Annotated in this window: 23 protein-coding genes; 10 read left to right on the top strand and 13 right to left on the bottom strand. The window is 72.0% G+C overall.

Annotation, left to right across the window (positions count from 1 at the left end; genetic code table 11):
* Genes ACZ44S_RS18170 through ACZ44S_RS18155 form a run of 4 tightly spaced genes read right to left on the bottom strand, consistent with a single transcriptional unit; the run spans nt 1 to nt 4,122 of the window.
* Entirely contained in the window at nt 1-1,245 is a 1,245-nt protein-coding gene (locus tag ACZ44S_RS18170) for a ketosynthase chain-length factor (RefSeq protein WP_466930060.1), read from the bottom strand.
* Complete coding sequence (locus tag ACZ44S_RS18165) at nt 1,242-2,510, bottom strand: beta-ketoacyl-[acyl-carrier-protein] synthase family protein (RefSeq protein WP_466930058.1); 1,269 nt, start codon at nt 2,508-2,510, stop codon at nt 1,242-1,244. The genes ACZ44S_RS18170 and ACZ44S_RS18165 overlap by 4 nt, the downstream gene beginning before the upstream one ends.
* Nucleotides 2,507-2,974 (bottom strand): cupin domain-containing protein, encoded by a 468-nt coding sequence (locus ACZ44S_RS18160; protein ID WP_125509064.1) that lies wholly within the window; start codon nt 2,972-2,974, stop codon nt 2,507-2,509. The genes ACZ44S_RS18165 and ACZ44S_RS18160 overlap by 4 nt, the downstream gene beginning before the upstream one ends.
* A 23-nt stretch (nt 2,975-2,997) precedes the next feature.
* Nucleotides 2,998-4,122 (bottom strand): SchA/CurD-like domain-containing protein, encoded by a 1,125-nt coding sequence (locus tag ACZ44S_RS18155; protein WP_466930055.1) that lies wholly within the window; start codon nt 4,120-4,122, stop codon nt 2,998-3,000.
* A gap of 227 nt (nt 4,123-4,349) precedes the next feature.
* Here ACZ44S_RS18155 and ACZ44S_RS18150 point away from each other — a divergent pair, with 227 nt between their 5' ends.
* Nucleotides 4,350-6,170 (top strand): FAD-dependent oxidoreductase, encoded by a 1,821-nt coding sequence (locus ACZ44S_RS18150; RefSeq protein ID WP_466930052.1) that lies wholly within the window; start codon nt 4,350-4,352, stop codon nt 6,168-6,170.
* 210 nt (nt 6,171-6,380) lie between these two features.
* Here ACZ44S_RS18150 and ACZ44S_RS18145 read toward each other — a convergent pair whose 3' ends face one another.
* A complete protein-coding gene (locus tag ACZ44S_RS18145; RefSeq protein ID WP_466930050.1) occupies nt 6,381-7,349 on the bottom strand; it encodes a hypothetical protein in 969 nt (322 codons plus the stop codon).
* 158 nt (nt 7,350-7,507) lie between these two features.
* A complete protein-coding gene (locus ACZ44S_RS18140; RefSeq protein WP_466930049.1) occupies nt 7,508-8,953 on the bottom strand; it encodes a glyceraldehyde-3-phosphate dehydrogenase in 1,446 nt (481 codons plus the stop codon).
* 199 nt (nt 8,954-9,152) lie between these two features.
* Between ACZ44S_RS18140 and ACZ44S_RS18135 the strand changes: the two genes are divergently transcribed.
* Nucleotides 9,153-9,557, top strand: coding sequence for an SseB family protein (locus ACZ44S_RS18135; RefSeq protein ID WP_190163421.1), 405 nt, complete (start codon nt 9,153-9,155; stop codon nt 9,555-9,557).
* A gap of 24 nt (nt 9,558-9,581) precedes the next feature.
* Here the strand turns inward: ACZ44S_RS18135 and ACZ44S_RS18130 are convergent, their stop codons facing one another.
* Nucleotides 9,582-9,971: a MarR family winged helix-turn-helix transcriptional regulator gene (locus ACZ44S_RS18130; RefSeq protein ID WP_466930046.1), complete on the bottom strand. Its 390-nt coding sequence runs from the start codon at nt 9,969-9,971 to the stop codon at nt 9,582-9,584.
* A gap of 339 nt (nt 9,972-10,310) precedes the next feature.
* On the opposite strand from ACZ44S_RS18130, the gene ACZ44S_RS18125 reads away from it, so the two are divergent.
* From ACZ44S_RS18125 to crcB (ACZ44S_RS18110), 4 genes are all read left to right on the top strand, one after another.
* Nucleotides 10,311-10,568: a helix-turn-helix domain-containing protein gene (locus ACZ44S_RS18125; protein ID WP_466930044.1), complete on the top strand. Its 258-nt coding sequence runs from the start codon at nt 10,311-10,313 to the stop codon at nt 10,566-10,568.
* Between the two features lie 65 nt (nt 10,569-10,633).
* Complete coding sequence (gene crcB, locus ACZ44S_RS18120; protein ID WP_466930041.1) at nt 10,634-11,077, top strand: fluoride efflux transporter CrcB; 444 nt, start codon at nt 10,634-10,636, stop codon at nt 11,075-11,077.
* On the top strand, nt 11,074-11,445 hold the full coding sequence (locus tag ACZ44S_RS18115) for a DUF190 domain-containing protein (protein ID WP_466930039.1): 372 nt from the start codon (nt 11,074-11,076) through the stop codon (nt 11,443-11,445). Before crcB (ACZ44S_RS18120) ends, ACZ44S_RS18115 begins: the two co-directional genes overlap by 4 nt.
* Nucleotides 11,442-11,816 (top strand): fluoride efflux transporter CrcB, encoded by a 375-nt coding sequence (crcB, locus tag ACZ44S_RS18110; protein WP_466930037.1) that lies wholly within the window; start codon nt 11,442-11,444, stop codon nt 11,814-11,816. Before ACZ44S_RS18115 ends, crcB (ACZ44S_RS18110) begins: the two co-directional genes overlap by 4 nt.
* Here the strand turns inward: crcB (ACZ44S_RS18110) and ACZ44S_RS18105 are convergent.
* Nucleotides 11,813-12,868: a fatty acid desaturase family protein gene (locus ACZ44S_RS18105; RefSeq protein ID WP_466930034.1), complete on the bottom strand. Its 1,056-nt coding sequence runs from the start codon at nt 12,866-12,868 to the stop codon at nt 11,813-11,815. The genes crcB (ACZ44S_RS18110) and ACZ44S_RS18105 overlap by 4 nt on opposite strands.
* Nucleotides 12,869-12,987: 119 nt before the next feature.
* Between ACZ44S_RS18105 and ACZ44S_RS18100 the strand changes: the two genes are divergently transcribed.
* The 3 genes from ACZ44S_RS18100 (at nt 12,988) to ACZ44S_RS18090 (ending at nt 15,750) form a co-directional block, all read left to right on the top strand.
* On the top strand, nt 12,988-13,710 hold the full coding sequence (locus ACZ44S_RS18100) for a FadR/GntR family transcriptional regulator (RefSeq protein WP_466930031.1): 723 nt from the start codon (nt 12,988-12,990) through the stop codon (nt 13,708-13,710).
* Nucleotides 13,710-14,720 (top strand): asparaginase, encoded by a 1,011-nt coding sequence (locus tag ACZ44S_RS18095; protein WP_466930030.1) that lies wholly within the window; start codon nt 13,710-13,712, stop codon nt 14,718-14,720. Before ACZ44S_RS18100 ends, ACZ44S_RS18095 begins: the two co-directional genes overlap by 1 nt.
* A 97-nt stretch (nt 14,721-14,817) precedes the next feature.
* Complete coding sequence (locus ACZ44S_RS18090) at nt 14,818-15,750, top strand: glutaminase (protein ID WP_466930028.1); 933 nt, start codon at nt 14,818-14,820, stop codon at nt 15,748-15,750.
* Between the two features lie 5 nt (nt 15,751-15,755).
* On the opposite strand, the gene ACZ44S_RS18085 is transcribed toward ACZ44S_RS18090, so the two are convergent.
* Nucleotides 15,756-16,907 carry a D-alanyl-D-alanine carboxypeptidase family protein gene (locus tag ACZ44S_RS18085; protein WP_466930026.1) on the bottom strand — a complete coding sequence of 384 codons (1,152 nt, stop codon included), beginning with the start codon at nt 16,905-16,907 and terminating at the stop codon, nt 15,756-15,758.
* 85 nt (nt 16,908-16,992) lie between these two features.
* On the bottom strand, nt 16,993-18,120 hold the full coding sequence (gene rho / locus ACZ44S_RS18080) for a transcription termination factor Rho (protein ID WP_466930024.1): 1,128 nt from the start codon (nt 18,118-18,120) through the stop codon (nt 16,993-16,995).
* Nucleotides 18,121-18,404: 284 nt separating this feature from the next.
* Between rho and ACZ44S_RS18075 the strand changes: the two genes are divergently transcribed.
* Nucleotides 18,405-19,133, top strand: a complete 729-nt coding sequence (locus ACZ44S_RS18075) for a class I SAM-dependent methyltransferase (protein WP_466930022.1) — start codon at nt 18,405-18,407, stop codon at nt 19,131-19,133.
* Between the two features lie 360 nt (nt 19,134-19,493).
* On the opposite strand, the gene ACZ44S_RS18070 is transcribed toward ACZ44S_RS18075, so the two are convergent.
* From ACZ44S_RS18070 to ACZ44S_RS18060, 3 genes are all read right to left on the bottom strand, one after another.
* Nucleotides 19,494-20,237 carry a GntR family transcriptional regulator gene (locus ACZ44S_RS18070; RefSeq protein WP_466930019.1) on the bottom strand — a complete coding sequence of 248 codons (744 nt, stop codon included), beginning with the start codon at nt 20,235-20,237 and terminating at the stop codon, nt 19,494-19,496.
* A gap of 241 nt (nt 20,238-20,478) precedes the next feature.
* A complete protein-coding gene (locus tag ACZ44S_RS18065; protein WP_466930017.1) occupies nt 20,479-21,447 on the bottom strand; it encodes an acetylxylan esterase in 969 nt (322 codons plus the stop codon).
* Nucleotides 21,448-21,598: 151 nt separating this feature from the next.
* Complete coding sequence (locus tag ACZ44S_RS18060; RefSeq protein ID WP_466930014.1) at nt 21,599-22,177, bottom strand: Rv1733c family protein; 579 nt, start codon at nt 22,175-22,177, stop codon at nt 21,599-21,601.
* Nucleotides 22,178-22,262 lie beyond the last annotated feature (85 nt).

The following is a 22,262-nucleotide window of genomic DNA, read 5'->3' as shown; positions in this document are numbered from 1 at the left end:
CTACCGGGCGGAATCGTCACCGCGGCGCACGACCAGCGCCGCGTTGGAGCCCATCAGTCCCCTGCTGAGGACGAGGGCGGTGCGCAGCTCGGCGGGGCGAGCGTGCGACATCACCAGGTCGAGGTCGTGGCAGATGTCGAACACGTTGGGCGTCGGAGGGATCAGGCCGTGCTCCATGGCGAGCACCGCGGCGACCGTGTCCAGCACGGGTGCCGCACAGTAGGCACGGCCGATGCCGGTCTTGGGCGCCGTGACCGGCACCCGGGTGCCGCGCGCGCCGAAGACGTCGGCGATCGCCAGCGCCTCGGCGCGGTCCGCCTCCACGACGCCCATGGCGTCGGCGAACACCACGTCGATCTCCTCCGGAGCGCACTCCGCCTCGTCGAGGGCGCCGCGGATCGCGCGGACCAGGCCCTCCCGGGACTCCGCCCAGCGGGAGGCCCCGATGAACGTGGCGGCATGGCCGGCCACGGTCGCCCGTACCGGCACCCCGCGCTCGCGGGCCCGGTCCTCGTCCTCGACGACGAGCAGGGCGCCGCCCTCGGCGGGCACGAAGCCGCAGGCCTTCTCGGTGAACGGGCGGTAGGCGCGGTCCGGGTCGTCGAGGGTGCTCAGTTCGGGGTAGCCGAGCTGGCACACCATCGAGTACGGGGCGAGGGGCGCCTCCGCGGCGCCCACGACCATGACATCGGTACCGCGCCGCACGGCCCGGCCCGCCTGGGCGAGGGAGTCCAGACCGCCCGCCTCGTCGCTCGCCACCACCCCGCAGGGCCCCTTGAGGCCGCCGCGGATGGAGATCTGGCCGGTGCTCGCGGCGTAGAACCAGGCGATGGACTGGTAGGGGCCGACGAACTTGGAGCCCTGCCCCCACAGTTTCTGCAGCTCGCGCTGGCCGAACTCACCGCCACCGGATCCGGCGGCGGTGACCACCCCGACCGAGAAGGGCTCTTCGGGCTCACCGCCGAGCCCGGCGTCGTCGAGGGCGAGGGCGGCCGCGGCCATCGCGAAGTGGCTGAACCGGTCGGTCTGCACCAGGAACCGGTCCTCGATCAGGGCCGCGGGGTCGAAGGAACGGACCTCGCCCGCCACCCGCAGCGGCAGATGATCGCAGCCCTCGCGGCCGATCAGGTCCAGGACGGTGAGGCCTTCGCGGACGGACTTCCAGTAGGCGTCGGTCCGCAGTCCGTTGGGCGCGACCACACCGATACCGGTGACGGCAGCGCGCCGGGGGCGCCGATTGCTCATCGTGTCCTCCCGCCCGTTCCCGTCAGCAGCACCGCGGACTGGAAGCCGCCGAACCCGCTGCCGACGGAGAGCACGTTGGTCAGCTTCCGCGGCCGCGCGGTGCGCGGCACGTAGTCCAGGTCGCACTCCGGGTCGGGGGTCTCGTAGTTCGCCGTCGGCGGCACGACCTGGTGCTTGAGCGCGAGAACGCACGCGACCACCTCGATCGCGCCGATCGCACCCAGTGAGTGCCCCACCATCGACTTGATGGAGCTCATCGGCGTCTCATGGGCGTGCGCGCCCAGCGACCGCTTCACGGCGGCCGTCTCGTGCCGGTCGTTCTGCCGGGTGCCGGACCCGTGCGCATTGACGTAGTCGATCAGCGTGGGGTCGATCCGGGCCTGCTCCAGCGTGGTGTCGATCGCCCGGGCCATCTCCAGACCCTCGCTGGTCAGACCGGTCATGTGGTAGGCGTTGCCGTAGGTGGCGTAGCCGCTGATCTCGCAGAGGATCTCCGCTCCGCGGGCCCGCGCGTGCTCGTACTCCTCGAGGACGAGCACCGCCGCGCCCTCGCCCATCACGAATCCGTCGCGGTGGGCGTCGAACGGACGGGAGGCGTGCTCGGGGTCGTCGTTGTTCGGCGACGTAGCCTTGATGGCGTCGAAGCAGGCCATCGTGATCGGTGAGATCGGCGAGTCCGACGCCCCCGCGATGCAGACGTCGGCCCGGCCCTCCGCGATGGTGTGGAAGGCGTAGCCGACCGCGTCGAGACCGGAGGTGCAGCCGGTGGAGACGGTCTGCACCGGGCCCCGGGCGTCGAACTGCTCGGCGACGACCGAGGCGAGGGTGCTGGGCGAAAAGGCCAGATGCAGCTTCGGCTCCGCCTTCCGGTGGTCCACGTCCCAGCGCCGGCCGCGCTCGCTGACCCGCACGTAGTCGCTTTCCAGCCGGGTGGTGCCGCCGACGGCGCTGCCCAGGGAGACCGCGGTGCGCCAGGGATCCACGGCCGCGGTGTCGAGACCGGAGTCGCGCACAGCCTCACCGGCCGCCACCACGGCGAACTGGATGTAGCGGTCCGCGTGTTGGCACAGCTCCGCGTCCAGGCCGTGCTCGTAGGGGTCGAAGTCGCACTCGGCGGCTATGCGTGAACGCAGGCCCGCCGGGTCGAACAGGGTGATGCCGCGGGTCGCGGTGCGGCCGGCTGCGAGAAGATCCCAGAACGCCGTCGCTCCGATGCCGCCGGGAGCGACCACACCTATACCGGTGACGGCCACTCGCCGGGTCATTTTATGGCCTCGCTCGGCTCGGCCGGCCGGCCGTGCTCGGGACCGCCGACCTTCAACTGCGGCCCGGCGACGGCGCTCTCGGTCTCCTCGGTGTCGACGTGGCCGAGGCTGGGATGCGGTGCGAGCGGCCCCAGGTGGAACACCATACGGGCCTCCTGGTCGCCGACGTTGCGGAAACGGTGCCGCATGTCGACCGGGATCATCAGTGCCTGCTCGGCGCGGAGCGCGAACGGCTCGCCGTCCAAGTCCACTTCGAGCGCGCCGCTGACGACGTACACGAACTCCTCGGAGTACGGGTGGTAGTGCTCGCCGATCCGTTCGCCGGGCTTGATGACGGCCAGCCCCATGAACCCGCTGGTGGAGCCCACGGTGGCCGGCGTGAGCAGGGTCCTGAGGTCACCTCCGCGCCGTCGGTTGGGTTCCGTCTCGCTCAGGTCCACGATGCGTGGGTGCTGCTTGGACATGGTTGATACCTCCGGGTGTGCCGTCAGGAATCCGCGGAGCGGCGGTCGGTGACGGGCATCATGTCGGCGTGTGCCAGAAGCCGGTGCTGCGTGCGCTCGGAGTCCAGGGAGCCCTCGACGCCGACCGCGGCGCCGTCCAGGAGCCGTTCCAGCTCGGCTGCCTTGCCGGGGCCCTTGATGCCGAGGGCGGCGAGCGGGTCGAGATCGAGTTCGCGGGTGACGTCGATCATGCGGGTCACCACGTCGTCCCGCTGGAAGACGGTGCTCGCGTACACCAGGCCGTCCGGGGCCTTCGCAGCGTCCACGTCCTGCTGGGCGAGGAACCGGGCCAGCTCCAGGCCGTGTCCGGCCCTGGCGGGGTAGTACAGCATGTGCCGTCGCAGATGGTCGGGTTGCGTCCGGCCGGCCTCGACGTGCTGCATGGCGGGGAGAGCCGCCCGGGTGAAGAACACCCGCGCGGAGTCGGAATCGCTCAGATCCCGGTCCTGCTCGAGGTAGGGGTTGATGGCCTCCTCCACCGCCTGCACCTGGGGCTGGCTGGCCACGTGGCAGAGGGTGGCCAGGAGGTCTCCCTCCACCTCCACGGCCCGCACGACGCGGTTGCCGTGCATGAAGAGGGAGGTGCGGTGCAGCCGCGTCGTGCCGTTGATGCGCGGCTCGGGGGCCTCGTAGTTGGCCAGGATGTCCACGACCTTGGATTCGCTGCCCGGCTTGACGGTGAAGGTGAGGGCGTGGCGGGTCAGTCCGGCACCGACGCGGGCCTCCGTCTGGAGGCCCGTTCCGGCGGCCTCGGGCGTGGACGGCCGTTCCGGGCGGGTCTCCCGGAGAATGCTGTAGCGCATCGACCGGGTGTCCCGGACACAGCTGTGCATCGGACGGACGATCTCGATGTGCTCCTCGCTGTTCACCCAGGCGAGGAACGGCAGGGCGCTCTCCCATTCGCTGGTGATCAGCCACTGCGAGGGGTTCTCGATCGACTGGCACAGCTGGTCACTGATGTGGCCGGGGACGGAGGCGACCTTGCTGCGCATGTGCTCGTAGGCGTCGAGGAACTGTTCCTGGGCCCCCTCGTACAGGTCGAGCAGCAGGATCACCCGCAGCCTCGAGCCGTCGAACGCCGACTGCGATACGCGTGGGGACATGGTCATCCGGCGCACCTCTCCTCTTCCTCGGAAGATCAGGAACGACCGCGGTGTCCGAAGGCCCGGGTCGCGATGAGTTCATGGTGGGCGCGACCGTCGGAGGTGCGCGAGCGACACGGGGCAGGTGGGTGAACCGCATGCCATCCGGGTGCCGTCTCGACGCCAACGGGTCCGTACCGGGCATGAAAGGGGCGTCCCATTCCCCAGCCCGCAGAGGGCGATGGAGGCGTGCAATGAATGAATCGGATTCGGCCGGAAGTGCGGTTCACCGCACGCCGGTCCTCATCGTCGGCGGCTCCCTGGTGGGCCTGTCGATGTCCCTCTTCCTGGGGCGTCTCGGTGTGCCGCACACACTCGTCGAACGCCACACGGGTACGTCGATCCACCCGCGCGGGCGGGGCAACAACGTCCGCACCATGGAGTTGTACCGCACGGCGGGGCTCGAGCGGCGCATCGGTGAGGCCGCGTCGGTGCTGGCCGAGAACCACGGCATCCTGCAGACGCCGAGCCTGGTGGGCGACGCCGGCGAGTGGCTGCTCCAGGAGATCGACCCCGGCGGCGGGCTCGCCCGTTTCAGCCCCAGCGGGTGGTGCCTGTGCAGCCAGAACGACCTGGAGCCGGTACTCCTCGCGGGAGCCCGCGAGCTGGGCGGTGACCTGCGCTTCGGGACCGAGATGATGTCCTTCGAGCAGGACGCCACGGGCGTGACGGCACGGGTCAAGAGCCGGGAGACCGGCGAGCACACCACGATCCGGGCGGACTACCTCGTCGCCGCCGACGGTCCCCGCAGCCCTGTCCGCGAGTCGTTGGGCATCGGGCACAACGGCCCGGGCGACCTGTTCCACAACGTGAGCCTCACCTTCACCTCCCGCGACCTGGCCGGCATCGTCGGGGACCGGAAGTTCATCGTCTGCTACCTGACCAATCCGGACGCCGACGGCGCCCTGCTGCCGGTCGACAACCGGGAGCGCTGGGTGTTCCACGCGCCCTGGCACCCCGAGAACGGCGAGACGCTGGAGGAGTTCACCGACGAGCGGTGCGTCGAGCACATCCGGCGGGCCGTCGGGGTCCCCGGCCTCGACGTGACCATCACGGGCCGGGCCGCCTGGCACGCCGCCGAGCGGGTCGCCGAACGGTACACCGACGGACGGGTGTTCCTGGCCGGTGACGCGGCCCACGAGATGTCGCCCACCGGGGCCTTCGGCTCCAACACCGGTATCCAGGACGCCCACAACCTGGCCTGGAAGCTGGCCGCAGTGCTCGGGGGCTGGGCGGGACCCGGGCTGCTGGAGTCCTACGACGCCGAACGGCGGCCGGTCGCGGAGGCCACCAGCGCCCGCGCGTCGTCCCGTTCGAGCGAGCACAGCCACCCCGGGTACACCCCCGCTGCCGGTGCCCCGGCTCTCGGGGCCCCCGGTCCCGGTGGCCCCGGCAGCCTCAGTGGTCCCGGCGGGCCCGGCCCGGGTGGTCCCGGAGGGCCCGGAGCCGGTGGTCCCGGCCGCCCGGGAGGCCCCGGCGGCCCAGGTGGCCCCGGAGCCGGTGGCGGCCCAGGTGGCCCCGGTGGTCCCGGGATGAAGGCGGGCGGCATCCTCAACGTGGCGCTCTGCTACCGCTACCCGCGCGGTGCGGTCCTGGGTACCGATGAGGCGACGCCGGTCGTCCCCGACGGGGTCGTGCTGAACGGTGAACCCGGCAGCCGGGCCCCGCACGTGTGGCTGGAGCGGACCGGCACGAAGATCTCCACGCTCGACCTCTACGAGCGCGCCCTGGTCCTGCTCAGCTCCGACACCAGTGACTGGCACACGGCCGCGAGGGAGGCGGCGGCGGCTCTGTCCGTCCCCCTGGACTCCTATCGCGTCGGCACCGGCCCCCAGGCGGACCTGACGCCGGCCCCCGGCCCGGGGCCCGACTGGACCGAAGCCCACGGCATCACGCCGTCCGGCGCGATCCTGGTCCGGCCCGACGGCTTCGTGGCCTGGCGGCACGAGGGCCCGTCGGCCGACCCGTCGAAGACCCTGCGCCAGGCGCTCGGAGCCATCCTGTCCCGCGACTGACGATTCCGGCCCCACGGCTCCGCGACAGCGGAGCCCGTGCGGGCCGCCGGGCCGCACGGGCGACGACCCGTCCGTCACGCCCGCTCACATGCCCTGCCCGCGGGGCTGTGGGCGCTCTGCCCGGGCCGCTCCCACGGGGTGCCTCCCGAGCCTCCGGGGTGCTGAGAAAGGTACGGCCGTCCGCACCTGCGACGGGCGACGGGCGTCGTGTCACGCGCCGCCGATACCCCCCTGACGGCCCCGTTCCGACTTCGCCTGGTGCTGTTCGAACCGCTGGAGCGCGGGGCCGTCGACGTCCCAGGGCCAGGGCGTGACCGTGCCCTGCAGCGCCTGGAACACCGGATGGGCGTCGGCGGCCCGCCCGGCCGCGCACAGCGCGTACGCCAGGACGTTCAGATCGGCCGGCGCCGCCACATGCTGGAAGAAGCCCGGCTTCGCCCACAGCGCGGCCGCCTGCTCCAGCGCGGCCGCGATCTGTCCGCCCTCCCACAGCTGACCGGCGGTCATGGCCCGTACCCCGCCCTGCGTCAGCAGCCCCTGGTACTGGCGGACGGCCGCGGTCAGCTCCACCGCCGCGCAGGGCGCGTTCGCCGGGATCCGGGTGCGCACCACGTCGACGAAGTCGAGTACGGACGCGCTGGACCCGCCTTCCTCGGGCGACAGGTACGCGAGCATCTGGAAGTACGCCTCACGGTGCCAGCGGTCGCGTCCGGTGGCCTCCCGCCAGATGGCGTTGACGTCGTTCTGGCCGTACCGCTCGATGCGCGACACACCGAGCAGCGCCACCCACGGCAGCGGGTCCTCCGGTGCGAGGTCGGCGGCCCGGTGGCACCGGGACACCAGCTCCCCGGCGTCCTCCAGGCGCCCGTCCCGCAGCCCGCGCGCCAGGCCGGTCCAGGCGTGGAACACCAGGGCGTCGGCGCTGTTCGGCTCCCTGCCCACCCAGGCCGCGGCGATGCCCGTGTCCGCCGTCGCTCCGGCCAGCACGGACACCCGGTGGCTGCGCCGGTCCCAGTCGTCCCCGGTCTCCTCCAGCAGTGCGGCCACGAGCACCACGTCGGCCGATTTGCCACTCCCGCTCCGCTTGCTCAACTTGCCCAGCACGCGCGCGAGTTCGGCGTCGTCGAGGGCGGGATTGATGCGGGGACGTCTGCTGGTGCGACTGCTGAAGAGGGGCATGCCCGAAGACTAGGAACTGCGCGTGCCCCGGCAAGCCGTACGGGGCGATCGTTATCGATCTGCCCCTTACCGCCGGTCAGCCGGGCAGAACGGGGCGGGGCCGGACATCTCGTCGGCCCCGCCCGTCGCTGCGCCTCCGTGTCCGGTGGCCTCCCGGCTCAGACCGCCGGGGCCGGGTACGTCGGGTACTCCACGCCCGAGACGTACTGGACGACCCGGACGACCTGGCAGGAGTAGCCGAACTCGTTGTCGTACCAGAGGTAGAGGATCGCGTTGTCGCCCTCGACCTTGAGCGCGCCGGCGTCGACGATCGAGGCGTGCCGCGAGCCGATGAAGTCGCTGGAGACGGCGTCGGGGGCGCTGATGAAGTCGATCTGACGCTTCAGCGGCGAGGTCAGCGACACCTTGCGGAGGTGGTCGAGGACCTCCTGGCGGTCGGTCGCACGGGCCAGCTGGAGGTTGAGGATCGCGATCGAGACGTCCGGCACGGGAACCCGGATCGAGCTGCCCGTGATCGTCGCGTCGAGGTCGGGCAGTGCCTTGGCGACGGCCGAGGCGGCACCCGTCTCGGTGATCACCATGTTCATCGGCGCCGAGCGGCCGCGGCGCTCCGACTTGTGGTAGTTGTCCAGCAGGTTCTGGTCGTTGGTGAACGAGTGGACCGTCTCCACGTGCCCGCGCAGCACGCCGTACTCGTCCGCCATCGCCTTCAGCGGCGGAACGATGGCGTTGGTGGTGCAGGACGCGCAGGAGAGGATCTGCTCGTCCGGCTTCAGGGTGTCGTGATTGACGCCGTGCACGATGTTGGGCACGTCGCCCTTGCCCGGCGCGGTCAGCACCACCTTGTCGACACCGGGACGCAGGTGCTGCGAGAGGCCCTCACGGTCGCGCCACTTGCCGGTGTTGTCGATGAGGATGGCGTTCTTGATGCCGTACGCCGTGTAGTCGACCTCGGTGGGGTCGTTCGCGTAGATCACCTTGATGGTGTTGCCGTTGGCGACGATCGTGTCGTCGGCCTCGTTCACGGTGATCGTGCCCTGGAACTGGCCGTGCACGGAGTCGCGGCGCAGCAGCGAGGCCCGCTTGACGATGTCCTGTTCGCCGCCTCGGCGGACCACGATCGCGCGCAGGCGCAGCCCGTTGCCGGAGCCCGACTTCTCGATCAGCAGACGGGCCAGCAGACGGCCGATGCGGCCGAAGCCGTAGAGGACGACGTCGCGCGGCTCACGGCGCTCGATCTTGTTGGCGCCGGTCGCGCCGGCGACGGCCTCGGCGGTGAACTCGGTGACCGACAGCCCCCGGTCGTCGGTGCGGTGGGCCTCGGCGAGCAGGCCGATGTCGATCTGGGACGGGCCGAGGTCGAGCGTGGTGAGCGCCTGCAGGAAGGGCAGCGTCTCGGTGACCGAGAGCTCCTCGCCGGCGATCTGCCGGGCGAAGCGGTGGGTCTTGAGGATGCTGACCACCGACTTGTTCACCAAGGAGCGGCTGTGCAGCAGGACGGTCACGTCCCGCTCCCGGTGCAGCTTCCCGATGATCGGGATCATCGACTCCGCGATCTCCTCGCGGTGCTTCCAATGGGTGAACGAGTCTTCGTTGACAGTCACAGGATCATCTTTCGAGCTAGAGGGTGCTCATATGATAGCGATGCTGTCGGGGCGGCCCGGAGGGGGTGTCCGACGGCCACGGGGAACCACGTAACGCGCAGGGTTGCGCGACATGCGAACGGGTACGCGTGCAGCACTGCCCCGGGGCGGATCTTGTCCCGGGCGGGCCCGCACGACCGCCGCTACCAGGGAATCTGCCATGGAGACACCAGCGCACGAGAACAACGCCCCCACGCCCGCCCAGCGGGCCCTGGACACCCTGTCCGAGAACACCGAGGACTCGGCGGCGCTGGACGCCCTCGCGAACAGCGACGTCCTGATCCCGGTTCCGGACGACGCGGGCGACGAGGAGGCCGCCGATCCGGGCGCGGTGGCGCTGCCGGTGCTGGAGCAGCCCGGTGGCACTCACGTGGTGCCCGTGTTCACGTCCGAACTGGAGATGGCCGGCCTGCTGCCGTTCGTCTCCCGCTACCGTCTGGTGCCGCTCGGCGCGCTCGCCGCGCAGTGGCCCGCCGACGACCTGTCCCTCACCATCGACGGCAGCTCCGAGCACCGTCTCACCCTTACCTCCGAGGGGGTGCGCACCCTGCTGGCCCGCCCCTGAACGGGCGGGGCCGCCCGGCGCGCGCTACTCGCCCAGTGCGCGGGCCAGGGCGGCACGCTGCACCGGCAGTGCCTCGGCGTGCAGGGCGCGGCCCTTGGCGGTGAGCGCCACGTAGACGCCGCGCCGGTCCTCCAGGCACAGGCTGCGCTCGACCAGACCGTCCCGCTCCAGGCGGGCGATGAGGCGCGACAGCGCGCTCTGGCTGAGGTGTGCCCGGCCCACCAGGTTCTGCACCCTGCACTGCTCGCCCTCCCCGGGAGCGGCGGTCGCGAGCAGGTCGAGCACCTCGAAGTCGGACGCCCCGAGGCCGTACGGATTCAGCGCACGGTCGATCTCGCCCAGAGTGCGCGCGTGCACCGCGAGGATGTCGCGCCACCGTTCCTCGAGCTGCGCTCCGGCCGTCTTCGCTGCCATACGGGAACGGTAACACTCGTTCTATTTTCAATGAACCTGCAAGGGGCGGGCCGGGCCGATACGTCCTGGACCGGACCCACGGGATCGCCGTCCGCGTCCCGTACGGAGGCGATCAGCGTGTCCCCGCCGACGTCCCGCACCGCGCACTGTCCGTGACAGCGCGGTCCGCCACAGGTGGGAGCCCGCGCGCCACGGGCCCGACCTGAAGGCCGAACGGCTTTGTACTGCAAGCCCGTTGGGTCCCGGACAAGGTGCCGACAGTCCGGGACACACAGGCCCCGGACGCGGGACAGTGGGAGGGCACCGGAGTGAGGAGAGCCCGGCGCGGAGGTGGACGAGATGCTGAGGACTCCCGTCGACGGGACACGGCTGCGCATCCTGGCGTGGCTGAGCGAACCGGGTTGCGCCGAGCGCGGGCTCACCGCGGACGACATCGCCGCCGGGCTCGGCGTCCCCCGCCCGGTGGCCCTCACCCACCTCCGGCTCCTCACCTCCCTCGGCCTGCTGCGCACCGGCCTCCGCCACGGCCGGCTGCGCTACCGGCGTGACGAGATACGGATCGCCGAGGTCACACGGCTGTTCGAGAAGGGTTGGTAGCCCGCGCGGCCCCGAAGCGCCCCACGCCGTTAGGCTGATCCCGAGCGAGTGGGAGACGTACGACGGTGAAAGCCCCGGCAACCGAGGGCCCCCGGGTCCGCCACGCCGTCCGCGCCCAGGCCCCCGTCGTCGCGGTCGTCGCGCTGGGCGGGGCAGCGGGGGCGGTGGCCCGGTACGCGGCGTCCCTGTGGTGGCCGACGCCGACGGGCGGGTTCCCCTGGACTATCCTCTGGGTCAATGTCGTCGGCTGCTTCGTGATCGGCGCGTTCATGGTGGTCGTCACAGAGGTCCGCACCGCCCACCCCCTCGTCCGCCCGTTCTTCGGCACCGGCGTCCTCGGCGGCTTCACCACCTTCTCGACGTACGCCGTCGACGTCCGCGACCTGCTCGACGGCGGTCACCTGGCCGCCGGACTCCTCCACCTCGCCGTCACGCCGCTCGCGGCCCTCGCCGCCGTATGGGCGGCGGCCTCGGCGACCCGCCGGGTACTGATCAGGAGGCAGCCATGACCGGACCGACCGGCACCGCCCTGCGGCTGACCGTGTTCGTCGGAGAGAACGACACCTGGCGGCACCGGCCCCTCTACTCCGAGATCGTCCACCGGGCGCACGCGGCCGGGCTCGCCGGTGCCAGTGTTTTCCGCGGCATCGAGGGCTACGGCGCGTCCTCCCTGGTCCACACCTCCAGGCTGCTGTCCCTGAGCGAGGACCTGCCGGTGGCGATCGTCGTTGTGGACACCGAGGACCGCGTCCGCTCCTTCCTCCCGGAACTCGACGCGCTCGTGACCGACGGGCTGGTGATGCTCGACCGCTGCGAGGTGGTCCGCCCCGGACGCCGCGGCCCGGGACCCCGCGCGGGGGACGAGGAGCCGCGGTGAACTGGCTCTACGTGGCGCTGGGCGCCATGGTCGGCGCCCCGCTGCGCTACCTCACCGACCGCGCGGTGCAGTCCCGGCACGACTCGGTGTTCCCCTGGGGGACCTTCACGGTCAATGTCTGCGGCAGCCTGATCCTCGGCCTGCTCGCCGGCGCGGCGGCCGCCGGTGCGGCCGGGCCCCACCTCCAGCTGCTGCTCGGGACCGGCTTGTGCGGCGCCCTGACCACCTACTCCACCTTCTCCTACGAGACCCTGCGCCTGGCCGGGGCCGGTGCCCGCGGCTACGCGGCCCTGAACGTCGTGGCGAGCGTGGCGGCCGGCCTGGGCGCCGCCTTCGCGGGCGCGGCCCTGGCCGGCCTGGTGTGGCCCTAGGCCTGTCGGCGGCGCAGCGGCTCCCCGACCTGCCGGAGATGGCGCAGGGCCTCACGGTGGGAGGCGAGGAGCCCCGTCCGGCAGTACGGGATGCCCAGCTCCGCGCAGTACCGCTCGGTGATGACCTGGGCCTCGCGGAGGGCCGGCGTCGGCATGCTGGGGAAGAGATGGTGCTCGATCTGGTGGTTCAGCCCGCCCATGAACATGTCGGTGACCGCACCGCCGTCGACGTTGCGGGAGGTGAGGACCTGCCGGCGCAGGAAGTCCAGCTCGGTTCCCTCCTCGATCATCGGCATGCCCTTGTGGTTCGGGGCGAACACACACCCGAGGTAGATCCCGAACAGACCCTGGTGGACGGCGATGAAGGCCAGCGCCCTGCCGGGGGAGAGGACCAGGAACAGACCGCCGAAGTACACGGCGAAGTGGGCGACGAGCAGGGCCCCCTCCAGCAGCGGCCGCTTCACCGATGGGCCCCGCAGGGCCCGGAAACTGCTGAAACTCAGATTGAGGCCCTCCAGCGTCAGCAGCGGGAAGAAAAGGGCCGCCTGGTGTTTCCCGATGAATCGCGCGGGTCCCTTCGCCTGCCGCGCCTGACGCCGGGACCACACGATGATGTCGGGCGCGACATCGGGGTCCCTTTTCTCGTGATTGGGATGCGCGTGATGCCGCGTGTGCTTGTTCATCCACCAGCCGTGGCTCATGCCGAGCAGCACATTGGCCACCAGCAGTCCGCCGATCTCACTGGGTCGCCGGCGGGAGAACACCTGGCGGTGGGCCAGGTCGTGGGCGGCCAGCCCCAACTGCCCGAACACCAGCGCCAGGGCGGCGGCGACGATCAGCTGACTCCAGCTGTCACCCAGGACGACGAAGGCGGTGACACCCCCCGCGAGTGCCAGCGCCACGGCCCCGAAACGCACCGCGTAGTACAACGGCCGTCGCCTGAGCAGACCCGCTTCCGATATGCGCCGTGAAAGCTCGGAGAAATCGCTCCCCCTTTCACGGCTCCTTTCCCGGGGAAGTGGGACATTTGTGACCGGCGTTGGATCAACCATGTGCCTCAGTATGGGAACGGATTTCCGTGCGCAGAATGATGTTGGCCCCCCGGTGCGGGGTGTGGCTGGCCCCACCCTTGGCTTGACAGTGCCTCCGGTCTCACCGCACCATGCACACCGTGAACCTGTCAGACAGCCAGACAGGTGGTCCGGGCACGCGGCGCGTCAGCGCGATGGAAGCGGTGCTCACCCACCTCCGCGGCGCCATCGAGCACGGTGAGTACGCCGTCGGCGACAAGCTCCCCTCCGAGGCGGAGCTGTGCCGCACCCTCGAGGTCTCGCGTCCGGTGCTCCGCGAGGCGCTGCGCGCGCTGCAGACGATGGGCCTGACCGTGTCCAGGACCGGCAAGGGCACCTTCGTCGTGGCCGACGCCGTGGAGGACCCCACGTTCGGCGACTACGCGGCCAGCGATCTGATGGAGGTGCGCCGGCACATCGAGATCCCGGTCGCCGGGTACGCCGCCCGGCGCCGTACCCCGGAGAACCTGGACCACCTCGCCCATCTCCTGGACCGGATGGAACGGGAGACGGACACCACCGCGTGGGTGGCCATGGACACCCTGTTCCACCTCGCCGTGGCCGAGGCCGCCCAGAACCCCGTGTTCCGCCGGGTCATCGAGGAGATCCGGGACGCACTGGCCCGCCAGTCGGCCTTCCTCAACGAACTCGGCGGCCGCCGCGAACAGTCCAACCGCGAGCACCGGGCGATCGTCGAGGCCCTGGCCGACGGCTCCGAACGGGACGCCGTCGAGGCCATGACCCACCATCTCGACCGTGTCGAGACCACCCTCACCGACATCGTGCGCCGCGCATCGGCCCACGACTCCCCCCAGGCGGAGTGATGTACAGCAGTCTCCCCGCGGACGCACCCCCGATCCGCGAGCCCCACCACGCACCCGTCGCCCACCTGATACGCGGCGGTGTCGTGGAAGGCGTCCACCACGGCTCCGTCGTCGTCCTCGCACCGGACGGCTCGGTCCGCTTCCGGCTCGGCGACATCGAGGCCGCCTGCTATCCGCGCTCCGCGCTCAAGCCCGTCCAGGCGGTGGCCATGGTCCGGGCGGGACTCCCGCTCGACGGCGCACTGCTCTCGCTCGCCGCGGCCAGCCACTCCGGCCAGGAACGCCACCTCGCCGGCACCCGGCGGATCCTCGAACGGGCGGGGCTGACCGAGGAACGCCTCCGCAACGTCCCCGACCTGCCGTTCGACCCTGACGTCCGGGACACCTGGGTGCGCGAGGGACGCCTGCCCTCCCGGCTCGCGCAGAACTGTTCCGGCAAGCACGCGGCCATGCTCTGCACGGCCGTGCTGAACGGCTGGTCCCTCGACGACTACCTGGACCCCGCCCACCCTCTCCAGCAGACGATCGCCGAGACCGTCGAGGACCTCACCGGGCAGCGCGTGGCCACGGTCACCGTGGACGGCTGCGGCGCCCCCCTGTTCGCCGTCTCCCTGCACGGTCTCGCCCGTGCCGCCGCAAGGATCACCACTGCCGCACCCGGCACCCCGGAGGCACGCGTCGCCGACGCGATGCGTGAACACGCGGAGATGGCCTCCGGCTCCGGCCGGGACGTGGCCGCGCTGATGCGCGCCGTACCCGGCCTGCTCGCCAAGGACGGCTATGAGGGCGTACAGGTCGCGGCCCTGCCCGACGGCCACGCCGTCGCCGTGAAGATCGCCGACGGCGCCTCCCGGGCCCGCGTCCCGGTCGCCGCGGGGGCGCTGGCGCTCGCAGGGGTGGACGGGTCGCTGCTGACGGAGTTCGCGGGAGAGCCGCTGCTCGGTGGCGGACGGCCGGTCGGTGAGGTACGCCCGGTACGGGCGCTGGAGCCGGCGGCAGCGGCGGCGTGAACGTACGTGCGTGGCGGGCTGATCGCGTAGTTCCCCGCGCCCCTTGGGGCGCTGACCCCCGGCCTTCGTCGAGAAGGCGCCGAATCCGTCCCCCACAATGGTGATCATGACAGCGTCGTCGACTTTCCAGCCGGTGCTGGAGCGCATCGCCGAGGAGATCGAGCGGACCCCCGGCCGCGGCCGGTCCGCCGACTACATCCCGGCGCTCGCGGCCTGCGATCCGCGCCGCTTCGGCATGGCCGTCGCCGAACCGGACGGCACGGTGTACGGGGTGGGGGAGTGGCGGGAGCCCTTCTCGGCGCAGTCCATCACCAAGGTGTTCACGCTCGCGCTCGACCTGGCCCGCGAGGGCGACGCCCTCTGGGAGCACGTGGGCCGCGAGCCGTCCGGCAATCCCTTCAACTCCCTGGTGCAGCTGGAGTACGAGGACGGCATCCCGCGCAACCCGTTCATCAACGCGGGCGCGCTCGTCGTCACCGACCGGCTGCACACCCGTACCGGGGACGCGGCCGGCGAACTGCTCGCCTTCCTGCGGGCGGAGAGCGGCAACCCGGAGCTCGCCTTCGACCTGGAGGTCGCCGCCTCCGAGGACGCCCATGGCGACCGCAACGCCGCCCTCGCCCACTTCATGGCGTCCTACGGCAACATCGACAACCCGGTGCCGGTCCTGCTCGACCAGTACTTCCGCCAGTGCTCCGTCGCCGCGTCCTGCGCGGACCTCGCCCTGGCGACGGGGTTCCTCGCCCGGCACGGCATCCGGGCCGACGGCACCCGGCTGCTCAGCCGCAGCCAGGCCAAACAGGTCAACGCCGTGATGCTGACCTGCGGGACGTACGACGCGGCCGGCGACTTCGCCTACCGGGTGGGCCTGCCGGGCAAGAGCGGCGTCGGCGGCGGGATCATCGCCGTCGTCCCGGGCCGGTGCACCCTGTGCGTGTGGGGGCCAGGACTGGACGAGCGGGGCAACTCGGTGGCGGGTGTCGCCGCGCTGGACCGCTTCACCACGCTCACCGGTCTCTCCGTGTTCTGAGCCGGTCAGTCCTTCGGCACGGGACCCCATCGCAGTCGCAGATACAGCGATGTCCCGGCGCCGCCCAGCAGCGCGGCGCCGGCGATCGTCCAGGACACCGGGCGGCCCGGCCCCTCCTCCCGCGGGGCGGTCGGCACGGCGGCGGACTCCGCCTCGGGGCCCCGCAGCGGTCCGGTCCGCAGGGCGTCCAGGGACCCCACGGGTTCGACGTGCCCGGCCGCCCCGAACCCCCAGTCCAGGAGCGCGCGGGCCTCCTCGTACACCGCGAACCCGTCGTCCGAGCGGGGGTTGAGCACCGTCGCCACGAGGGTGCGTCCGTCGCGCCGGGCGGCCGCCACGAGCGTGTTCCCCGCCTTGCTCGTGTAGCCGTTCTTGATCCCGACCAGGCCCCGGTACGGCTCGACACCGTCCGCTCCGGTGAGCAGCCGGTTGGTGTTGACGATCCCGTAGGAGCCGCCGTCGCGCGAAGGGAACCGCGCCTCCTCCCGGGCGCAGTACCGCGCGAACTCGGGATTGCGCAGCCCGGCCCGGCCGAAGACCGCCAGATCGTACGCGGAGGACACCTGTCCGGGGGCGTCGTAGCCGTCGGGAGACTTCACCCGGGTGTCGCGGGCGCCGAGTGCGCGGGCCTTCGCCTGCATCCGGTGGGCCGTGGCCCGCCAGCCGCCGCTGAGCGCCGCCAGCACGCGGACGGCGTCGTTGCCGGAGCTGAGGAACACCCCGTTCCACAGGTCGGACACGCGGTACGTACGGTCCTCGGCGACCCCGACGAGGCTGCTGCCGGACCCGATGTCCGCCAGCTCCTCCGCTCTCACCCGGTGCCGGATGCCGGCCGGCAGGATCGGCAGCACGGTGAGGGCGAAAAGGGTCTTGAGGGTGCTGGCGGGCGCCAGTTTGCGGTGCGCGTCGTGCGCCGCGAGCACCTCTCCGGTGCGCGCGTCGGCGACCAGCCAGGCGCGGGCCGACAGATCCGGGACCTCGGGCGCCCCCGGGCGCGGGCGGACGTGCGTGCCGGGACGGAACAGCAGCGACGCGGGCGCCGCCGTCGCACGCGGCCCGGGGTCGGCGGTCGCCGCCGCGGGTGCGAGCACCAGCAGGCCCGTCGTGCAGAGCGCGCAGGTCGACACGGCAGCCCGTGAAGCAAATCCGATAGTCATACCGCAAACGTAGGAATTGCCTCCCGGAACACAGCGCTGCCCCGGCCGGAGGCCGGCCGCGAGCACCCGGATGCCACACGCCGCGTCAGGGCAGGGTCGGCTGGACACGCCGCAGGAAGGTGGCGTTGTCGGGGGTCTCACGCATCCGCCCCAGCAGCGTCTCCAGCCCGGTCAGCCCGTCCCGCGACCGCAGAGCACGCCGCAGACCCTGGGCACCGGCCAACTCCACCGGGTCGAGGAGCAGTTCCTCACGCCGGGTGCCCGAGCCCGTGATGTCCACGGCCGGGAAGAGCCGTCGGGCCGCCGCCTCGCGGCTCAGCCGCAGCTCCATGTTGCCGGTGCTCTTGAGCTCCTCGAAACAGAACTCGTCGGCGCGGGAGCCGGTCTCCACCAGGGCCGAGGCGAGAATCGTGAGCGAGCCGCCCTCCTCGGCCCGGCGGGCGGCACCGAAGAACCGCTTGGGTCCGAGCAGCGCGGAGGCGTCCACACCACCGCTGAGCGTACGTCCGCCGGACGCGGCCACGGTGTTGTACGCCCGGCACAGCCGGGTCAGCGAGTCGAGCAGCACGACGACGTCCTCTCCGGCCTCGACCAGGCGCTTGGCCCGCTCGACGACCAGTTCGGCGAGCGCGATGTGTTCCTTGGCCGGGCGGTCGAAGGTCGAGGCGTACACGTCACCACGGACCGAGCGCCGCATGTCGGTGACCTCCTCGGGCCGTTCGTCGACCAGCAGCACCATCAGCCGGCACTCCGGGTGGTTCCCTGCGACCGCCGCCGCGAGCTGCTGCAGCAGGACGGTCTTGCCGGTCTTGGGCGGGGCCACGAGCAGCCCGCGTTGCCCCTTGCCGAGCGGCGCCAGCAGATCCATGGCCCGCCCGGCCAGTGCGGACGCCGGGTGTTCCAGCCGAAGCCGCTCACTCGGGTGAAGCGGTGTCAGATCCCGGAAGTGCCGCCGTCCGCGCATCGCGTCGGGCGTCCGGCCCTCGACCCGGGAGATGTCGAGCAGACCGCGGCGATCACCGCGGACGCCCTCCACCCGGTCACCCTTGCGCAGGCCGTGGCGGCGCAGCAGCGCGGCGGGGACGACCGGGTCGGAGGGCGAGGGCAAGAGGTTCTCGGCACGCAGGTGCCCCTTCCCGCCCGTGTCGATGTCGAGGACGCCGGTGACGACCTGGGTCTGCTGGAGCGGGGAATCGATCGAAGTAAGGGTCATGGGGGCCGGTCCTTTCACGGACGACGGGCAGGGACAGGTAAGGGAAGGAGGGAAAGCGCGCGGAGGAACGCCTCCGTACGGCGGAATCAGCTCACGGCGGGAGACACCCGGCCGACGAGGTGATGAGGAGGAGCCGCTGTGCCGGTCGCAGAAGACGGGCGGAACGGCGAACCGAGGAGAACTGGCACCGACGCCCGAACAGGGGCGTACAGAAAGTGCTCCCCACACCCTACCACGCCGCGTGTGAGCCCTCTGTGATCCCCGCCCTCCTCTAGGCTGTTGCGATGTTCAGCCCCGAAGGTCCTCGCCTGCGCGAACTCGCCGTCCAGGCGCTGTCGTCCGTGGAACGCGGCTACGACCTCCTCGCGCCGAAGTTCGACCACACCCCCTTCCGCACGCCGGACTCCGTGCTGGACGCCACGGTCTCGGCACTGCGGCGGACGGGGCCGTACGACTCCGGGCTCGACCTGTGCTGCGGCACCGGTGCGGGCGTCGATGTGCTGAGGCAGGTGTGCGGGAAGAGTGTCACGGGCGTGGACTTCAGCGCGGGCATGCTGGAGGTCGCGCGGGCGCGGTCGAGGCCGCAGGGGCTGCCGGTCGGCTGGGTGAGGGCGGATGCGCGGGCCCTGCCGTTCGGGCCGGTCTTCGACCTCGTGGTCAGTTTCGGGGCGTTGGGGCATTTTCTGCCGCGTGAGCTGCCCGGGCTGTTCACTCAGGTGCACTCGGTGCTGCGGCCGGGGGGACACTTCGTCCTCCCCGTGGTGGCGCCGCCCCGGCCCGGGTCGGTGACGCACGGGATGCTGCTGGGCTTCGATGCGGTGATGCGGGTGCGCAATGCCGTTTGGCGTCCGCCGTTCGTGATGTACTACCGCGCGGTTCGGTTCGGGGACGTGTGGCGTGAGCTGTCGCGGGCGGGGTTCCTTGTGCGGTTCGGGGAACTGTCCGAGTTCGGGCGGCGCCGGGACGGGAGTCCGAAAGTGCGGCTGGTTGTTGCCGCGAGGGCGGCGTCGTAACGGGCTTTGCGGAGCGGGGGCAGGGGGTGTTCGCGCAGCCCGGCGCTCGCGGGGTGCCTCCCCCGCTCTCGGCTGCGCTCGAGCGGGAGGTACCCCCATCGCCCTGCGGCACGACTGCCCGCGCATCGCGGTGGGCGCGGGTATGGCGCCGACGGCGGGGAGGGGTCGGGGCGGGGGTGTTCGCCCGCAGTGGCTGGCGCGTCCGCACCCCGCACCCCACCAACAAGGTCCATCGCGCCAGTCCGAGGACGGACACCCCCGCCCCGGCCCCGCACCACCCACCCACCGTGGGCGCTACGCGCACCCCCACCGGAGGGACGCTGGCGCCGCAGGCATACGACCACCGGCCCGCAGCCGGCGTCAGACCGCGGCAGGCACCGTGAACTCGTAGACGAGAACCTCCTGCTGAGCGTCCATGACCAGTTCCGTGATCTCCAGTGGTCGGGCGTACTGGTCGTGCACCCGCCGGGTGACCCGGACCGACGGCGTCCCCGCGATCCGCGTGATCGTGTCGCGGTGGTGCAGCGAAAGTCCCGCCCGTCGCATCCAGTCGTAGGCCCGCCGCAACTCCGCGGGGCACGTCCCGTCGGCGCGGTCACGGTAGCGGGACAGCTCCTCGACCTCAGCGAGCGCCACCGCGGAAAACGATGTCACCGCGGTCCGCAACTCCCGTCCGTCGGCCGACGCGAACCAGTAGCGGTGCACCAGAGTCGGCCGGCCGGGCGCCACTCCCAGCGCCTCGGCATGCCCGGACGGCGGTGTCTCCCAGGCGACGGTGGCCCTGGTCACCGAGCCGTGGGCGGCACCCCCGGCACCGAGGGGAAAACCGAAGTACGCCGGCGTCTCCACCGGCAGGCCGGGCAGCGCGGCATGGCTGCCCCGCCGGTCCGTGGCGACCAGTCCATCACGGCGCAGCAGTTGCAACGCCTGCCGTACGGTCTCCCGGCTGACCCCGAAGTGCTCGGCCAACTGCCGCTCGCCCGGCAGGCGTTCGCCGGGCGGTATGGTCCCGTCGTGCAGCTCGCCGAGCAACCGTGTCGCGATCCTCCGGTAGAGGGGATCCCCTTCGGTGAGCGGGTGGTCGTGCGGGGTGGTGCGGGCCATGCCGCGCCCTCCTGTTGGTGACGTTCCGTAGCCGCGTGGGCTCATTGGGCCACCACTTCTAGCATTGGTCTACACCACCAGGGAAGCCCGGCCCGACACTTCGGCCGGAACCATTCGGTCCACAACCCACCACCCCTACCACCCACCACCCCTACCACCCACCACCCCTACCACCCACCACCCCTACCACCCACCACCCTTACGACCCACCACCCCTGCCACCCCCACCCCCGACGCCCCGTCAGATGTACGAACGCATCCAGCGCAGCTTGGCCGCCTCCTGGAACGGCCCACCACCTTCGTGGTCGTTGAAGTCGTACACCTCGATGGCCTTGTCCTCATGCGCCCAGGCGTTGAAGGCGCCGAACACCGTCGATGGCGGGCAGGTCTGGTCCTCCAGGGCGGCCGAGAAGAGCGCAGGGGCGCTCCCGCGCGCGGCGAAGTGCACGCCGTCGAAGTACGACAGGGTGCGCAGCGCATCCTCGAAGCGTCCGCGATGCGTCTTCAGGTAGAGGCCGACCTCCCGGTACGGATGCCGGTCGGTGAGTGTCGTGGCGCGCGGAAAGTCGCACAGGAACGGCACGTCCGGCGCGACGCCCGCGAGGTCCGGAACCAGGCCACCCACCGCGAGGGTGATCCCCCCGCCCTGGCTGGCCCCGACGGCGACGGTGCGGCTCGCGTCGGTCAGCGGATGCGACCGCGCCGCCTCCACCGCGCGCACGGCGTCGGTGAACACCCGGCGGTAGTAGTAGTTCTCGGGCGCGTCGATCCCGCGCGTCATGAACCCGGGGTACGCGGGAGCGCCGCCCACCGGATCGGCGGTACCGCCGCCGGCACCCCAGGCGCTGCCCTGCCCACGGGTGTCCATGACGAAGTGGGCCCGGCCCGTGGACGCCCACAGCAGATGCTCGTGGGGCAGCCCGCGGCCGCCTCCGTAACCGATGAACTCCACCACCAGCGGCAGCGGGACGTCGGCGTCGGCGGGCAGGGTCAGCCAGCCCTTGACGGGGTGACCGCCGAATCCCGCGAACGTGACGTCGAAAACCCGCACCGTCGACAACCCCGTGTCGACCGGCTCGAAACGCGCGTCGAGGTCGTGCGCACGCGCTTCCCCGAGCGTCTTGGACCAGAACGCGTCGAAGTCCTCGGGTGCCGTGGACACGCTGCGGTACTCGCGCAGTTCATCGAGCGGAAGGTCGAACAGGGCCATCAGGAACCGCCTTCGTGCAGAGACAGTGCGAAGCGATGACACCGTACGTGGACTCCCCACCACACCGCCAGAACCCTCATGTAAAACCCCAGGTGGAAGCCACAGAAAGCGGTTGCAGCAGGTGATCGCCCCACTGGGCACCGCCCAACCCTCACGCCCCCCGGTGCGTCCACTCCGGCTCCGTACGGGCCCACGCCCGGTCCCACTCCGCCAGCCTGCGGCGCATCGTCACCCGGCGCACCGTGTGGCGGGCGAGCAGCGCGACGGCCGCCGTGCCCCCTGCAGCGCCGGTCCCCATACCGATGCCGTACTGCCACACCGAGGCGTCGTCGACCGGCGGCACGGCGCGCCCCCTGGAGTCGAACCACACATGCACCACGTCCCCGGGGCGCGCGTCCGCCGGAACGCGGGCGACGGCGGAGCGAGGGCCCTCGCCCGGCTCGGACCAGCGCACGGGCGCGCGGAACACGTGCCGTGAGCCCGCCTCGGACGAGGTCCGGGCTCCCGCCGGCCGTTCCACGACCTCGACGCGCACGCGCTGGCGCTCGGCGCGCTGCTCGACCGCGGTCGCCCGGGCCTCGCCGTGCGACCACCGGGCGGTGAGCACTCCCACCAGCGGTGCCACCAGACACAACACCACGGCGACGGCCAGCGCCGTCCACTCCTCCACGACGTCCGACCGCCGGCACAGCGCACTGCGGCGGTGCCGGCGCAGCACTCGGGTTCGCATCTCGACCTCCCTGCCGCCGCACCAGAGAACCCTCACCGGACAGCCGCGCCCGGGTCCCCGACCCAACTCAGCCGAAACGCCTACT

The organism is Streptomyces malachitofuscus (genome assembly GCF_055571035.1).
Note: the sequence above shows the minus strand (reverse complement) of the source record. Positions and strands in the feature narration are given on the sequence as shown.

Excerpts from the sequence above, each read along its gene's own strand:
- ACZ44S_RS18170 (WP_466930060.1), bottom strand. The coding sequence starts at position 1,245 with ATGAGCAATCGGCGCCCCCGGCGCGCTGCCGTCACCGGTATCGGTGTG.
- ACZ44S_RS18165 (WP_466930058.1), bottom strand. The coding sequence starts at position 2,510 with ATGACCCGGCGAGTGGCCGTCACCGGTATAGGTGTGGTCGCTCCCGGC.
- ACZ44S_RS18160 (WP_125509064.1), bottom strand. The coding sequence starts at position 2,974 with ATGTCCAAGCAGCACCCACGCATCGTGGACCTGAGCGAGACGGAACCC.
- ACZ44S_RS18155 (WP_466930055.1), bottom strand. The coding sequence starts at position 4,122 with ATGACCATGTCCCCACGCGTATCGCAGTCGGCGTTCGACGGCTCGAGG.
- ACZ44S_RS18150 (WP_466930052.1), top strand. The coding sequence starts at position 4,350 with ATGAATGAATCGGATTCGGCCGGAAGTGCGGTTCACCGCACGCCGGTC.
- ACZ44S_RS18145 (WP_466930050.1), bottom strand. The coding sequence starts at position 7,349 with ATGCCCCTCTTCAGCAGTCGCACCAGCAGACGTCCCCGCATCAATCCC.
- ACZ44S_RS18135 (WP_190163421.1), top strand. The coding sequence starts at position 9,153 with ATGGAGACACCAGCGCACGAGAACAACGCCCCCACGCCCGCCCAGCGG.
- ACZ44S_RS18130 (WP_466930046.1), bottom strand. The coding sequence starts at position 9,971 with ATGGCAGCGAAGACGGCCGGAGCGCAGCTCGAGGAACGGTGGCGCGAC.
- ACZ44S_RS18125 (WP_466930044.1), top strand. The coding sequence starts at position 10,311 with ATGCTGAGGACTCCCGTCGACGGGACACGGCTGCGCATCCTGGCGTGG.
- ACZ44S_RS18115 (WP_466930039.1), top strand. The coding sequence starts at position 11,074 with ATGACCGGACCGACCGGCACCGCCCTGCGGCTGACCGTGTTCGTCGGA.
- ACZ44S_RS18105 (WP_466930034.1), bottom strand. The coding sequence starts at position 12,868 with ATGGTTGATCCAACGCCGGTCACAAATGTCCCACTTCCCCGGGAAAGG.
- ACZ44S_RS18095 (WP_466930030.1), top strand. The coding sequence starts at position 13,710 with ATGTACAGCAGTCTCCCCGCGGACGCACCCCCGATCCGCGAGCCCCAC.
- ACZ44S_RS18090 (WP_466930028.1), top strand. The coding sequence starts at position 14,818 with ATGGTGATCATGACAGCGTCGTCGACTTTCCAGCCGGTGCTGGAGCGC.
- ACZ44S_RS18085 (WP_466930026.1), bottom strand. The coding sequence starts at position 16,907 with ATGACTATCGGATTTGCTTCACGGGCTGCCGTGTCGACCTGCGCGCTC.
- rho (WP_466930024.1), bottom strand. The coding sequence starts at position 18,120 with ATGACCCTTACTTCGATCGATTCCCCGCTCCAGCAGACCCAGGTCGTC.
- ACZ44S_RS18075 (WP_466930022.1), top strand. The coding sequence starts at position 18,405 with ATGTTCAGCCCCGAAGGTCCTCGCCTGCGCGAACTCGCCGTCCAGGCG.
- ACZ44S_RS18070 (WP_466930019.1), bottom strand. The coding sequence starts at position 20,237 with ATGGCCCGCACCACCCCGCACGACCACCCGCTCACCGAAGGGGATCCC.
- ACZ44S_RS18065 (WP_466930017.1), bottom strand. The coding sequence starts at position 21,447 with ATGGCCCTGTTCGACCTTCCGCTCGATGAACTGCGCGAGTACCGCAGC.
- ACZ44S_RS18060 (WP_466930014.1), bottom strand. The coding sequence starts at position 22,177 with ATGCGAACCCGAGTGCTGCGCCGGCACCGCCGCAGTGCGCTGTGCCGG.